Genomic DNA, 14,596 nt, shown 5'->3' on the forward strand with positions numbered 1-14,596 from the left:
CTGCCATTCAGAACTCATATTTATCTATCCGGCACAAAAGGTCTGCCAAGCGATGCGGGTGTGTTCATCATCGTCAAACGTCTGTTGCGCGAGATGATGACCAAAACCACAATGGTCGCGAGGTAAGGCAATGCCGACAGGAATTGTGACGGAAGGCCGAAGCCAAGCGCCTGCGCGTGAAGCTGACCGATCGTCACCGCACCAAACAAATACGCACCGATCAACACGCGCCAAGGACGCCATGAAGCGAAAACCACAAGCGCAAGTGCAATCCAGCCACGCCCTGCGGACATGTTTTCAACCCATTGCGGCACATAAACCAGTGAAAGCTGCGCGCCCGCTAGACCAGCACAAGCGCCGCCAAACAGCACTGCGAGATAGCGCGTACGCACCACATGCACCCCAAGCGCATGGGCTGAGCCGTGATTGTCACCGATAGCGCGCAATTGCAGGCCGGCCCGCGTGCGGAACAGGAACCACGTCACGCCAATCACCAGCAAAATGGATATATAGAATATCGGATCCTGACCGAACAGGAAACGTCCGACATAGGGAATATCGGTGAGATACGGAATGCTGATTGCTTCAAGCCTAACACCGGGCATACCGACGAAGCTTTCGCCAAGCATGGCTGATGCACCTATACCAAGAATGGTGAGTGCCAGACCCGTTGCAACCTGATTGGTAACAAGCGTGAGCGTGAGAAATGCGAATATGCCGGAAAATGCCATTCCGACAAAAATAGCGGCAATCATGCCGAGCCACGCCGAACCAGTAAACTGAGCCGCAGCAAAGCCAGACACTGCTCCCATCAGCATCATGCCCTCAACACCAAGGTTTAGGACACCGGAGCGTTCAACAACGAGCTCACCAATCGCTGCAATCAGCAAAGGTGTTGCAGCTGTCGCGATGGTGAGAAGGATTGCCTGTGTCAAATCCATTGATCAGGCCTTTCCTGCTGCGCGTCCGGCGATAAAGCGGATGCGATAATGAATGAGTGTGTCGCAAGCGAGCACGAAGAACAGGATCATGCCCTGAAACACCCGCGCAGACTTTTCAGATATACCGATGGAAACCTGTGCAGCTTCGCCACCCAGATACGAAAGTGCCAGCACGAAGCCTGCTGCAATCGCGCCAATCGGATTGAGCCTGCCGAGGAAGGCAACAATAATGGCCGTAAATCCATATCCCGGTGAGATCACCGGGCGAAGTTGGCCAATAGCGCCCGATGTTTCAGCAATACCCGCGAGACCAGCTAACGCGCCTGAAACTGCGAAAACGAAAAACACAAGCTTGCCACGACTAAAGCCAGCAAAACGTCCTGCCCGAGGGCTTTGGCCGATGACTTTGATTTCAAAGCCTTTCAGCGTTTTAGCAAGCAAAAACCAAACGACGATTGCGGCAACAATTGCAAAGATAAAGCCCCAATGTGCTCGGCCCGATGCGCTCCATATCTCTGGCAGTACGGCGCTTGCATTAAACTGACGTGTTTCCGGGAAGTTATAGCCTTCCGGGTTGCGCCAAGGTCCGCGCACCAACCAGTCGAGAAAAAGCTGCGCCACATAAACGAGCATCAGACTGGTCAGGATTTCATTGGTATTAAAGCGGACTTTCAGCAAAGCCGGGATCGACGCATATGCGGCGCCACCAGCCATGCCCATTAACATCATTAAAGGCAGAACGATCCACATCTGCAAATCAGGAAACATCACTGGCAAAATTGAGCCCGTGACTGCACCAATGATGAACTGGCCTTCGGCTCCAATATTCCAGTTGTTAGACTGGAAACAGACGCAAAGCCCAACAGCAATCAGAATGAGCGGTGTCGCCTTCACCAGCAACTCATGCCACGACCAAACGTCGAATAACGGTTCGACGAAAAACACATAAAGTGCATGAAACGGATCTTTGCCCATCAACGCGAAGGCAACACCACCAAAAACTAAGGTCAGCGCTAAGGCCAGTAACGGTGAGATAGCACTAAAAATCTTCGATGGCTGCGGGCGCTTTACCAGTTCAATACGCATCACGCTGCCCCCACCTGATCCGAGCCGGAAACGCCGCCCATCAGCAGGCCAATCTTTTCCAGCGTTACGTCTGCGATAGGCATTGGATCGGAAAGCGCACCATGGTTCATGACTGCAATACGGTCACTGATTTCAAGCAGTTCATCTAAATCCTGACTAATGACAAGAACCGCTGAACCAGAGCGTGCAAGATCAACGAGCGCTTGGCGAATATGCGCCGCAGCACCCGCATCCACACCCCATGTCGGCTGGTTCACAATCATCACCATTGGAGAGCGATCCAGCTCGCGTCCGATAATGAACTTCTGCAAGTTGCCACCAGACAAGGCAGAAGCAGGCGGGTTTTCCGCACTCTTGCGCACATCCATCGTCTTGACGATGCGCCGTGCGGCGGAGCGCAGCGCGCTTTCAGCAATAAGCTTCAGCTTGCCTCCGCGCATGAAGGCTTTGGCATCAGTTTTATAACGCGAAAGGAAAAGATTATCGGTCAATGAGAGAGCCGGAACAGCACCATGTCCCAAACGTTCTTCCGGCACAAAGGCAGCGCCCATCATTCGGCGTTCGCTGATGCCGAGCTTGCCTGCATCAGTACCACGAATGCGCACAGCAGATGCAGATGATTGCAAAACCTCGCCGGAAATAGCTTCAAAGAACTCGCCTTGACCATTACCGGCAACGCCTGCAACACCGACGACTTCTCCAGCTTTGATGCCAAGCGAAATGTCGTTGAGTGCAGTTGAGAACGGGCCGCGCGGCGCTTGCGACAGATTTCTTATCTCAAAAAGCGGTGATGCTTGTTGTTCAACAGCTTCAATCGGACTGCGCGCCACGACTTTAATGTCATTGCCAACCATCATGCGGGCCAGTGACGACGCTGTTTCCCGCCGCGGATCACAATGCGCAACGACTTTGCCATGACGCAGCACTGTGGCGCGATCACAAAGCCGCTTCACCTCTTCGAGGCGATGACTGATATAAAGGATCGACTTGCCTTCCGCCTTCAGACGCTCTAGCGTTTCAAACAGGCGATCAGCTTCCTGTGGTGTCAGAACCGATGTGGGTTCATCAAGGATAATGAGGTCCGGCTCCTGCAACAAACAGCGGACAATCTCAATGCGCTGACGTTCACCGACAGACAAATCGCCGACATGGGCTTGCGGATCAATGGGAAGACCATAAGCTTGCCCCACATCGCGCGCTCGTTTTGCCACTTCAGAAAGCGACAAAGAACCGTCTAAAGAAAGCGCAATGTTCTCCGCAGCAGTGAGCGAGTCAAACAGCGAAAAATGCTGGAAAACCATGCCAATGCCAAGTTTTCTTGCCATTGCGGGTTCGGCAATGGTAACGTGCTCACCCTTCCAGACGATTTCGCCTTCAAATGGCTGTAGCGCACCAAACAGCATTTTTACAAACGTCGATTTGCCTGCACCATTTTCGCCCAAAAGCGCGTGAATTTCGCCTTCCGCGATAACGAGATCGACGGCGTCGCAGGCCCGAAGCTGACCAAATACTTTGGTGAGCCGGCGGACATCCAAAAGAGGTCGGTCGGTTGAAGGCGTTGACATTGTTCCCCGAGCTTATTTTTGGATAACCTTATCCAGCAAGATCAAACTTGAAAAGCTAAAAAGAAAACGGCGGAGGACATATGCACACCGCCGTTAGGTTTCTGAACTTACAATGACTATGGAAGCAATATACTCGCACCCGTTGTCTTACGAGCTTCGAGGTCTTCATGGGCCTTACGCACATCTTTCAGCGCATAAGACTGGTTGATTTCGATCTTGACGGCACCACTGGCAACCACGTCAAACAAATCCTTGGCTGTCTTTTCAAGATCAGCGCGCTTTGCCACATAATTGAACAGCGTCGGACGTGTCGCGAAGAGTGAACCTTTTTGCGCCAACAGGTTAAGATCAAAAGCAGGAATGACCCCGGATGACTGACCGAAACAGGCAAACATGCCAAGCGGTTTCAGCACATCAAGCGATCCCATATAGGTATCGCGGCCAACTGAGTCATAGACGACATCCACGCCCTCGCCGCCGGTCAGTTCTCGAACGCGCTCAACAAAGTTTTCCGTACGGTAATTAATCACATGGTCATAGCCATGCGCTTTAGCCAGCGTGACTTTCTCCTCGGAACCGGCAGTCCCAATAACTGTCGCACCTAGATGCTTTGCCCATTGCCCCGCAATCAGCCCCACGCCACCCGCTGCGGCATGGAAGAGAATTGTATTCCCCGGCTTCACAACGAAAGTCTGGCGCAGAAGATACTGCGCCGTCATGCCTTTCAGCATCATTGCGGCAGCAGTTTTTAATTCAATGCCATCCGGCACTTTGACGAGCCTGTCAGCAGAAAGAATGCGCTCATCTGCATAAGAGCCCGGCGTGGCCGCATAGGCCACGCGATCACCCAATTTCAGATTTTCAACGCCAGAGCCGACGGCAACAACCGTGCCTGCGCCTTCATTGCCGGGCGTGAACGGCATCTGAGCCGCCTTATAAAGTCCTGTGCGGAAATATACATCAATGAAATTAAGCCCAACCGCCTCATGGCGTACCTTAACTTCGCCAGCGCCCGGTTCACCAATCTCAATCTGTTCGTATTGCAGAACTTCTGGCCCGCCGGTTTGATGAACCCGAATAGCATTGATCATGATCTAGCCTCTCTTCTTCGCTTCAGCAGCTTGTTCAGCCGCAATAACAGCAGCAGTACGACCCAGATTAGGGAAGAACTGCATGATTGCTCCGATGAAGTAGATGTAAAGTCCCGTCACTGTGATGCCGACGCGCACCCAAAGCGGTGCATCGAGCGTGTAATAGAGGCCTAATGCACCAAAGGCGCACCACAGTAAAAAGATCGTCAGATTAAGCGGGCGCAGACGTACCACGCGCACCGGGTGCAAGAAACTGATTGGCAAGAACGAAAGAATTGCCGACAGAACAACGATAGCAAAAGCCTCCCATTCGCCCGGACGGACGATGAAAAGCGTAAACACCACCATATTCCAGACAACAGGAAACCCCTTGAAGAAGTTTTCCTTCGTCTTCATGCCCGTATCAGCATAATAAATTGCGCTGGTGATAACGATGATAGCGCCGGATATGAAAGACAGGTTGGTCCCCATGAACCCGCTTTGATAAAGTGCAAAGGCAGGTATTAGGACGTAAGTGACATAATCGATGATGTTATCAAGCAGTTCGCCTGACCAGTTCGGCAGCACATACTTGACTTCAAGCTTACGCGCGATCGGCCCATCAATGCCATCCACGAACAGCGCCAATCCCAACCACCACCACATGGCAGTGTAACGACCATCGCTCGCAGCGACGATAGACAAAAAGGCCAGAAATGATCCTGATGCAGTCAGCAGATGCACGGAAAATGCCTTAGCCTGCGGCGCCGTCACTTTCTTGGCTTTTAATTTTCCGGTCAATTTGCTTTTCACGCTGTTCGCCATTTCTCTTGATCGCCATCCCACGCGCTAAAACAACACGAGGGGGCACATAAGACTTTCAAGCACAAAGCAATCGAAAGCCATACTCCGTTAAAAAAGCTTTCCCCGAATAAGGCCAAAAGCGCAAGTAAGTCATGAGACAAAACCGCCCTCATTCCACCAAAGATTGGGTTTTAGTGGTCGCGGCGATGGCGTTCGACGCTCACTTGGGATTAAATGAAGATAAATACGACGCGATAAGAATCGCTTTGGACCGAAGCTTTTCGGTCAGGGATAGAGCATTATGAATGATCTAATTGTCGATAAGCCCCTCACTGAAATCACGGTCACTGGTGGCGGCCCTGCGGGAATGATGGCGGCACTTGCACTGAGCGCCAAAGGCTATCGCACAGCATTGCTTGGCCCTGAAACAGACATAAATGACCGCCGTACAACGGCACTCATGATGCCGGCTATCCGCTTTCTTGAAGAGATCGACGTGTGGGAAGATATCGCTCCGGTCGCTGCTCCGCTCGCATCGATGCGTATCGTCGATGCCACAAAGCGGCTTATTCGCAGCCCTACGGTCACGTTTCGCGCAGGTGAAATTGATGAAGTCGCATTCGGTTACAATATCCCAAATGCAGCGCTCAACCAGAAACTCTCTGACGCTGTTGCGAGAAATGCGAATATCACGCGGATAACGAACACGGCGATTGAATATCGCAACAACGACGATCATATCACCATCACGCTTGCAGGTGGAAATACACTGCATACCCGATTAGTCGTCGCCGCTGATGGGCGAAATTCAGCAGCTCGCGAAGCTGCAGCTATTCGCACTCGCCGCTGGAGCTATCCGCAGACAGCGGTCGTGCTTTCTTTTGCACATGAAATCGAACACGAAAATATCTCGACCGAGTTTCATACTGAAGAGGGTCCATTCACGCAGGTCCCGCTCAAAGGGAAACGCTCTAGCCTCGTCTGGGTCGTCAACCCTGAGCGGGCAGAAGCACTGCTCGCGCTGGATGAGAGCACCCTTGCTCAACGTATTGAAGACATGATGCAATTCATGCTTGGCAAGATCACAATTGATATTCAGCCTCAAGCGTGGCCACTATCCGGTATGGTGCCTTTATCATTTGCGGCAAAGCGTACCATTCTGATCGGTGAAGCGGCCCATGTCTTTCCACCTATCGGCGCGCAAGGACTTAATCTTGGAACGCGCGATGTCGAGATGCTCGTTAAGGCCATTGCAAGTGACCCTTCTGATCCCGGTTCAGATCGCGTAATCCGCACTTATGATCGCGGCCGTCGCCCTGATATTCTGGCACGCACTGGTTCAGTAGACGCACTGAATCGTTCGATGTTATCTGCCATGTTACCCGCTCAAATTGTGCGCGGTGTAGGCTTGGAGATGCTGCGTTCATTTGCACCCCTGCGTGCGTTCTTCATGCGCGAAGGCCTGCGACCCGGTAGTGGATTTTCTAAATTTTTACCACAATTTCCGAAATTATCGGATCGCGGAAGCCAGGCAAAAAATTAGCGGATCACGTTAAAATTCGATCCTGAAATCTCCCGCAGCTTTATTTTCGCCAGCGGTGATCTACATATGTCTTATGAGTATGGCACAGATTAAACACGCTAAGTTTCAGATCGGACAGGTTGTCAAACATCGTCTGTTTCCCTTCCGCGGCATTATTTTCGATGTGGACCCGGAATTTGCGAACACGGAGGAATGGTACGAATCCATTCCGGAAGAAACGCGTCCGCACCGCGACCAGCCTTTCTATCACTTGCTGGCTGAAAATTCTGAGGCCGAATATACAGCCTATGTTTCTGAGCAAAATCTTGTTCCGGACTTCAGTGATGAACCTCTGCGGCACTCGCAAATTAGCGAAATGTTCGAAAGACTCGAAAACGGCTCCTATCGTGTGAAGCTGCACGCAAACTGAGACACATGAAAAACCGGCAACAAAAAGGGCGCTTTGAGCGCCCTTTTTAATTCTCGCGGATAGCGCTGCTTAATTCGCTGCGCCTTTTGCCTTGGCCTGTTCAGCCTTCATCTTTTCTTCGAATTCCTTCTGGCGCTTTGCAACAGCGTCCTGAAGTTCCTTCTGGCGTTCTTCAAGTTCAGACTGCTTAAGGCCTGGGCCGGTAAGAGCCGCTGAGAAGCCTGTCAGAGCCACTGGAATTGGGTTCTGCTTATTCTGATAGTTGACAGATGTCAGCGTGACCTTGCTGCCCTTCTTGAGCGCGTTGATCAGTTCATCCGAAAGCGGAGCTTCGGCAATGCAGCGATCTGGGAAGCAGATGCCATATTCGAGCTTGGTGGGCTTGTTGTTGTCGATCTGCAGACCAACGCCAGCAGGAATCAGTCGGCCGATTGGCACAGTAACCTGAAAAATCTTACGGTTGATCTTACCCTTGATCTCGATGAGGTTGACAGCGGTCAGCAACTGGCCGGAGTCAGCAGTGATAATGTTCTGCGTGTTGCAGATGTCATTGTCTTCCTGCTTCGAGCAAACTTTGAACCAGCCCTGTGGCGGCTGCTGCTGTGCGGCTGCAGGCATCGTCGCAGAAGCAAGCAGGGCGAACGCGCCAGCAAATGCGGATGCGGCAGCGATTGTCTTCGTGCTGGTCATGATCAACAGTTTCCTTCCAAGGCTTTGATCTTCCGGTCTCTGGTTTGAGTCAGCGATAGACCGTCACTGATTTGAAAATGCGGCAACAGCGTGACCTCTGGAATTTATCATCCCAATCCGAGGGCCGTGTTACAACGACTTCTCACATGAATCCAGATGGTCGTATGCAATCAAAGAGCAAAATACGACATATTTTTTGTTTTAATCTGCACTGTCACGCGCCAGACACGCTCTTAATCCGCACAAGTTCAAGGTTCATGCTAATTTCGCCATACGAATCAAATGTAAGTTCTCACACTTATTTACAATGAACCAATTAAGTTGAACGAGGACGCGAGAAAGTTGACTGAATTGTTTGCTCTTTTCCGCACCACAGCTTTGGCGAGCCTGATCGGCATTTTTACAGCGACGGCTCCCACGCATGCAGAAACCGCTGCCGCGCCAGATTACGCACTTTCAATGCACGGTGATGTGGCCCTGCCCGCTGACTTTACGCATTTCCCATACGCCAACCCCGATGCGCCGAAAGGTGGAACGCTCAGAATGGGCGTTGTTGGCACTTTCGATAGCCTCAATCCATTTGTGCTGAAAAGCATGCGCACAACAGCACGCGGGTTGTTTGGTGATCAAGACTTTGGCAATCTTGTCTACGAAACGCTGATGCAGCGCTCCCGCGATGAACCTTTCACGCTTTATGGATTGTTAGCAGAGAAAGTCGCCGTTGACCCTGAACGCAAATGGGTCGAATTCACCCTTAATCCAAAAGCCAAATGGTCTGATGGCGAGCCTGTCACTGTGGATGACGTGCTCTTCACCTATGAGATTCTCACTGAAAAGGGCCGCCCGCCCTTCAACAATCGCATGAGCCGCATCGACAAGATCGAAAAGACCGGCGAACGCTCTGTGCGATTTAATTTTAATGAGCAATCTGATCGTGAATTTCCGATGCTGATTGCCGGAACGATGCCCGTTCTGCCAAAGCACGCCATTGATCCGGCTACCTTTGGTAATTCCACGCTTAAACCACCTGTTGGCAGTGGGCCTTATATTGTGTCGAGCGTCCAACCCGGCCAGCGGATCATTTACAAACATAATTCCGATTATTGGGGCAAAGACCTGGCCGTCCGACGTGGCTTCGATAATTTCGATATATTCAGCATCGAGTATTATCGCAATGAGACCGCGTTGTTTGAGTCTTTCAAGAAGGGGCTTCTTGACGTTTTCATTGACGCAAACCCAACCCGCTGGGAAAAATCTTATAATTTCCCCGCCGTGGAACAGGGCAAAGTCGTTAAGGAAAATTTTGAAAAAGGCACGCCAGCCAACATGCTGGGATTTGTCTTCAACACGCGACGCGCAGTGTTTGAAGATCCGCGTGTCAGACAAGCACTCAGCCTTCTGTTTGATTTCGAATGGGCTAACCGAAATCTTTTTGCCGATCAGTACAAGCGATTGCAGAGCTTCTGGGAAGGTTCGGAGCTATCTTCCATTGGTAAGCCCGCCGATGCGCGTGAACGTGAATTACTCGCCCCTTTTCCAAACGCGGTGCGCAACGACGTCATGGAAGGCGCTTGGCATCCTTCTATTACCGATGGAACGGGACATGACCGCGGACCGGCCAAGCAGGCTTATGAGCTTCTAACGGAAGCTGGCTTTTCTTTTGAACACGGCAAAGCAATCGACCCGTCCGGCAAGCCTTTGCAGTTTGAAATCATGACGCGTTCGCCAGATGAGGAAAAAGTAGCGCTGGCCTATAAGCGCAATCTTGCACGTCTTGGCATTGATGTGGCAATCAGAAGCGCCGACGATGCACAATACCAGCAGCGGCTGCAAACCTTCGATTATGACATGATCCTTGGAGCTTTGACTGGCTCTCTTTCCCCCGGCAATGAGCAATGGCAGCGCTGGGGTTCTGCATCGCGTGATGCACAGGGGAGCTTCAACTACCCGGGCGTCGCAGATCCAGCGGTGGATGCCATGATCGAAGCGATGCTCGCAGCGCGTGAGCGTGAGGATTTCGTTAGTGCCGTGCGTGCACTCGACCGCATTCTCATATCAGGCAATTACTACATTCCCCTGTATTATCTGCCTTATCAGTGGGTTGCGCGCTGGGATCAGATCGGTCATCCGGAAAAAACTCCGCTATACGGTTATCAATTGCCGACGTGGTGGAAATTCACTCCTTGATTCCAGTTGAACAGGTTGTAAATCACCCTACATTTTTAGAGTAAGAGCTATGCAAGCGGGAGGATGGTTCTCCTGCTTGCCGAACGGAGCACCTCATGACCGGAAGAAAAATCACCATCGACGTTGTCTCTGACGTCGTCTGCCCCTGGTGTTTCGTAGGCAAGAAAAGACTTGAACAGGCACTTGAATTAGCGCCTGAGGTTGATGCTGAAGTGCGCTGGCGTCCTTACCAGCTAGACCCGGCAATTCCTGCACAAGGCAAGGATCGCCAGGCCTATATGCGCGAAAAATTCGGTACAGGCTCTAAGATTGACGACATTCACAAACAGCTTGTGGAGCTTGGCGAAGAAAACGACATCGTTTTTGATTTTGACGCAATCACCCGTGCGCCCAATACGCTTGATGCACATCGCATAATCCATTGGGCCGCACAGGCTGGTCCGGGATTGCAAGACAAACTAGTCGGCAGACTGTTCTCGCTCTATTTTGAGCAAGGTCAGGATATTGGCGACCACGATGTGCTAGTTGATGCTGCTGCAAGTGTCGGCATGGAAGCGCCCATCGTCGCAAGACTTTTGCAAAGCGACGCCGACAAGGATGCTATCCGCGAAGAAATCGACACCGCCAATCGCATTGGTGTGCGCGGCGTACCTTGTTTCATCATCGATCAGAAATATGCCGTCATGGGTGCACAGTCAGCTTCAGCCCTTGCCGATGCCATTCAGCAGACCGCAGAAGGATTTGAACCGGGTATTTCAGAAGATCGGTAAAACGGATCAACGGCGGGTTAACCCGCCGCAATCTTCGCAAGCTGAGTCATAATAACTGCCGAACCATTCAACCGCTTCTCCGGCGTGGACCAATCCCGAATGAAAACAATGCTCTGATCGGGCCGGATTTTGGCCATAGAACCGTGTTCACCGATCATCTTCACCAGCCCGACCGGATTGTTAAACGTCGCATTGCGGAACTGGATAACCACGCCCTTTGGACCTGCATCGAGCTTCTCGACGTTGGCGCGGCGACAGAGTGCTTTGATATATACGATTTTCAGCAGATGCTGCACTTCTTCCGGCATCGGGCCGAAACGATCAATCAGCTCTGCGCCGAATGCATCGATTTCCTGCGGCTGAGCAAGATCGGCCAGACGACGATACAGTCCAAGACGCAATTGCAGATCCGGCACATAGGCTTCCGGAATCATCACAGCCGTACCGATTGCAATCTGCGGTGACCACTGACTGTCTTCGACTTCAATGGTACCTTTAAGCGTAGCAACAGCTTCCTCCAGCATTTGCTGATAAAGCTCGAAGCCCACTTCCTTGATGTGACCGGATTGTTCTTCGCCAAGCAGATTGCCCGCACCGCGAATATCCATGTCATGGCTTGCAAGCTGGAAGCCCGCGCCAAGTGTATCAAGCGATTGCAGAACCTTCAGGCGGCGCTCGGCAGTCTGCGTCAGCGTGCGACCGGCAGGCAGTGTGAACAGCGCGAACGCACGCTGCTTAGAGCGGCCAACACGTCCCCGCAACTGGTAAAGCTGCGCCAAACCGAACATATCGGCGCGATGCACGATCATCGTATTGGCCGTCGGAATATCGAGGCCCGATTCCACGATGGTCGTCGACAGCAGCACATCATATTGCCCGTCATAGAAGGCATTCATGATGTCGTCGAGCATACCCGGCGCCATCTGGCCATGCGCCACGGCCACTTTCAGTTCTGGCACATGGTCCTTCAGGAACTCTTCGATCTCTGTGAGATCGGCAATGCGCGGGCAAACATAGAAGCTTTGACCGCCACGATAGCGCTCGCGAAGCAAAGTTTCGCGGATCACTAACGGATCAAACGGCGACACAAAGGTTCGCACAGCCATACGATCAACAGGCGGCGTGGTAATCAGTGAAAGCTCGCGCACGCCAGTCAAAGCCAGCTGCAATGTGCGCGGTATAGGAGTAGCCGAAAGTGTCAGGACATGAATGTCCGACTTCAGTTCCTTGAGCCGTTCTTTGTGCTTCACACCAAAATGCTGCTCTTCGTCAATAATAAGCAAACCGAGGTTTCTGATCTTGATAGAGTTGCCCAACAGTGCATGGGTGCCAACCACAATATCAACGGTCCCATCTTCAAGGCCCTTCTTCGTAGCAGCCAGCTCTTTGGTGCCAACAAGACGCGATGCATGCGCGACATTGACCGGCAGACCATGGAAACGCGTCGAGAAAGTCTTGAAATGCTGGCGCGACAGAAGCGTGGTCGGCACGACGACAGCCACCTGAAAGCCGCTCAAGGCCGCAACGAAAGCAGCACGTAATGCAACTTCCGTCTTGCCGAAGCCAACGTCACCGCAGATGAGGCGATCCATTGGCTTGCCTGCACCCAGATCGTCGGTGATGGCATCGATGGCGCGCAGCTGATCTTCGGTTTCATCATAAGGAAAACGCGCTGCGAATTCTGCGTAAAGGCCTTCTGGCGGCTGCATGACGGGAGCGCCACGCATCTGTCGTTCAGCTGCAATCTGGATCAGATGACCGGCAATCTCAAGCAGGCGCTTCTTGAGCTTGGCTTTGCGCATCTGCCATGCGCCGCCGCCAAGCTTATCAAGAACTGCTTCCGATCCTTCCGACCCGAAGCGAGAGAGCAGCTCGATATTTTCAACTGGCAGGAACAGCCGATCATCGCCAGCATAGTGGATTTCAAGACAGTCGTGGGGCGCACCGGCAGCCGTAATTGTCTTAAGACCAACGAAACGACCAATACCGTGATCGACGTGAACCACGATATCACCAGCCGAAAGCGAAGCCGCTTCCGAGATGAAATCCTGATCGCGTTTGCGGCGTTTGGAACGGCGTACAAGGCGATCGCCCAGAATATCCTGTTCGGCAACGACAACGAGATCCCCTGCATCAAAGCCGCTTTCAACAGCCAGAACCGCGGCCGTGATCTTGTCACGCGACAGTGCTTTGACCGTTGAAAGTCGATCCACCGTCTCGATCTTTTCAAGACCATGCTCGTCCAGCACCTGCAAAAGACGATCCAGCGATCCTTCCGACCATGCGGCAATCAACACTTTTTTGCCTGCAACGCGCAGATCGGCGATATATTTAACCGCCGCTTCAAACAAGTTTACATCGGTCGCAGCTCGCTCTTCTGCAAAACTGCGACCTTTATGAACGTCAGCATGAACAACCGTGCGGCCTGAGACTTCCGGCGTGCCGAACGGTGTCAGATCAATCCGCAGACCATTCGTTTCTGCAATTGCTTCAACTTCGCGGGGCGTCAGATAAAGCGCTTCCGGCTTAACCGGCTTATACGGGACGGCATCGCTGCCCGGCTCTTTGCCTTCGGACTGTCGCAGACGCGACTCAAAATGATCGACGACCATCGTATGACGTTCAGTCAGCGCTTCATGCACCAGATGATCGAACACCACCGGCATATCGCCTGCATGATCAAAAACAGTTTCTAGATTATCGTAGAACAGTGGCAACCAATGTTCCATGCCTGCAAAGCGGCGGCCTTCGCTAATCGCCTGATAAAGCGCATCATCGCGCTGCGGCGCGCCGAACATAGCCACGTAATTCTTGCGGAAACGGCTGATCATATCCGGCGAGAGCGAAATTTCGCTCATAGGCTGAAGCACGAATTCCTTGCGTGCGCCTGTTGTGCGCTGCGATGCGGGGTCGAACGCGCGAATTGTTTCGAGTGTGTCGCCAAAGAAATCCAGCCGCAGCGGCTCTTCTGAACCCGGCGCATAAAGATCGAGAATGCCACCGCGAACTGCATATTCACCAATGTCACGCACAGTGGAAACACGTTCAAAACCATTGCGCTCCAACCGTGCGCTCAGGTCATTCATATTGAGCTGATTACCCGGGCGGGCGGAAATCACCTGCTCGGCGATTGCCGCCTGTGGTGGCAGCTTTTGCAGAATAGCGTTGGCAGTTGTGATAATGACAGCTGGATGCGGCGTTTTCTTGAGCGATGCCAAAGCAGCCAGTGCTGCGAGCCTGCGCGCCGATGCATCAGCCCCCGGCGAAACACGATCATAGGGCAAACAATCCCATGCCGGCAGGTGCAAAACAGGCAGATCAGGGGAAACAAAATTCAGCACTTGTTCTAAATCGGCAATGCGCTGGCCATCGCGCACAATATACAAGACAGGCCCGCGTTCTCCGATCTCTTCGACCAAACGCGCAAGACAAAAAGCCTCGAAACCGTCGGCAACGCCGTCGATAACGATATGCTTGCCATTTTTAACGCTCGGGCCGGTTTTAAGACCAAACTTGCTGAATACTGGCATG

11 protein-coding genes are annotated in these 14,596 nt (G+C 52.4%); 4 read left to right on the plus strand and 7 right to left on the minus strand.

Annotation, left to right across the window (positions count from 1 at the left end; genetic code table 11):
• Nucleotides 1–20: 20 nt before the first annotated feature.
• The 5 genes from U2P60_RS06485 to pcsA all read right to left on the minus strand — a co-directional run bounded on the left by U2P60_RS06485 (nt 21) and on the right by pcsA (nt 5,487).
• Complete coding sequence (locus U2P60_RS06485; RefSeq protein WP_413571879.1) at nt 21–941, minus strand: ABC transporter permease; 921 nt, start codon at nt 939–941, stop codon at nt 21–23.
• Nucleotides 942–944: 3 nt separating this feature from the next.
• Nucleotides 945–2,027: an ABC transporter permease gene (locus U2P60_RS06490; protein ID WP_413571880.1), complete on the minus strand. Its 1,083-nt coding sequence runs from the start codon at nt 2,025–2,027 to the stop codon at nt 945–947.
• Nucleotides 2,027–3,592 carry an ABC transporter ATP-binding protein gene (locus U2P60_RS06495; RefSeq protein WP_413571881.1) on the minus strand — a complete coding sequence of 522 codons (1,566 nt, stop codon included), beginning with the start codon at nt 3,590–3,592 and terminating at the stop codon, nt 2,027–2,029. Before U2P60_RS06495 ends, U2P60_RS06490 begins: the two co-directional genes overlap by 1 nt.
• Nucleotides 3,593–3,708: 116 nt before the next feature.
• The gene (locus U2P60_RS06500; RefSeq protein WP_413571883.1) at nt 3,709–4,683 is read right to left on the minus strand and encodes a quinone oxidoreductase family protein; all 975 of its coding nucleotides are present in this window, start codon (nt 4,681–4,683) and stop codon (nt 3,709–3,711) included.
• A 3-nt stretch (nt 4,684–4,686) separates the two neighbouring features.
• The gene (gene pcsA, locus U2P60_RS06505; protein ID WP_413571884.1) at nt 4,687–5,487 is read right to left on the minus strand and encodes a phosphatidylcholine synthase; all 801 of its coding nucleotides are present in this window, start codon (nt 5,485–5,487) and stop codon (nt 4,687–4,689) included.
• Between the two features lie 280 nt (nt 5,488–5,767).
• On the opposite strand from pcsA, the gene U2P60_RS06510 reads away from it, so the two are divergent.
• Nucleotides 5,768–7,009, plus strand: coding sequence for a UbiH/UbiF family hydroxylase (locus U2P60_RS06510; RefSeq protein WP_413571886.1), 1,242 nt, complete (start codon nt 5,768–5,770; stop codon nt 7,007–7,009).
• 73 nt (nt 7,010–7,082) lie between these two features.
• Nucleotides 7,083–7,418, plus strand: a complete 336-nt coding sequence (gene hspQ, locus U2P60_RS06515) for a heat shock protein HspQ (protein ID WP_313829845.1) — start codon at nt 7,083–7,085, stop codon at nt 7,416–7,418.
• 69 nt (nt 7,419–7,487) lie between these two features.
• Here hspQ and U2P60_RS06520 read toward each other — a convergent pair whose 3' ends face one another.
• Nucleotides 7,488–8,108 (minus strand): invasion associated locus B family protein, encoded by a 621-nt coding sequence (locus U2P60_RS06520; protein WP_187546953.1) that lies wholly within the window; start codon nt 8,106–8,108, stop codon nt 7,488–7,490.
• A 459-nt stretch (nt 8,109–8,567) separates the two neighbouring features.
• Between U2P60_RS06520 and U2P60_RS06525 the strand changes: the two genes are divergently transcribed.
• Both U2P60_RS06525 and U2P60_RS06530 read left to right on the plus strand, forming a co-directional pair.
• Nucleotides 8,568–10,295, plus strand: a complete 1,728-nt coding sequence (locus U2P60_RS06525) for an extracellular solute-binding protein (protein WP_413572011.1) — start codon at nt 8,568–8,570, stop codon at nt 10,293–10,295.
• A gap of 95 nt (nt 10,296–10,390) precedes the next feature.
• Entirely contained in the window at nt 10,391–11,065 is a 675-nt protein-coding gene (locus U2P60_RS06530) for a DsbA family protein (RefSeq protein ID WP_313829846.1), read from the plus strand.
• A 17-nt stretch (nt 11,066–11,082) separates the two neighbouring features.
• On the opposite strand, the gene mfd is transcribed toward U2P60_RS06530, so the two are convergent.
• Nucleotides 11,083–14,595 (minus strand): transcription-repair coupling factor, encoded by a 3,513-nt coding sequence (gene mfd, locus U2P60_RS06535; RefSeq protein ID WP_413571888.1) that lies wholly within the window; start codon nt 14,593–14,595, stop codon nt 11,083–11,085.
• Between the last annotated feature and the right edge of the window lies 1 nt (nt 14,596).

This window comes from Brucella sp. H1_1004 (genome assembly GCF_047308065.1).
Classification (GTDB): Bacteria; Pseudomonadota; Alphaproteobacteria; order Rhizobiales; family Rhizobiaceae; genus Brucella; species Brucella pseudogrignonensis_B.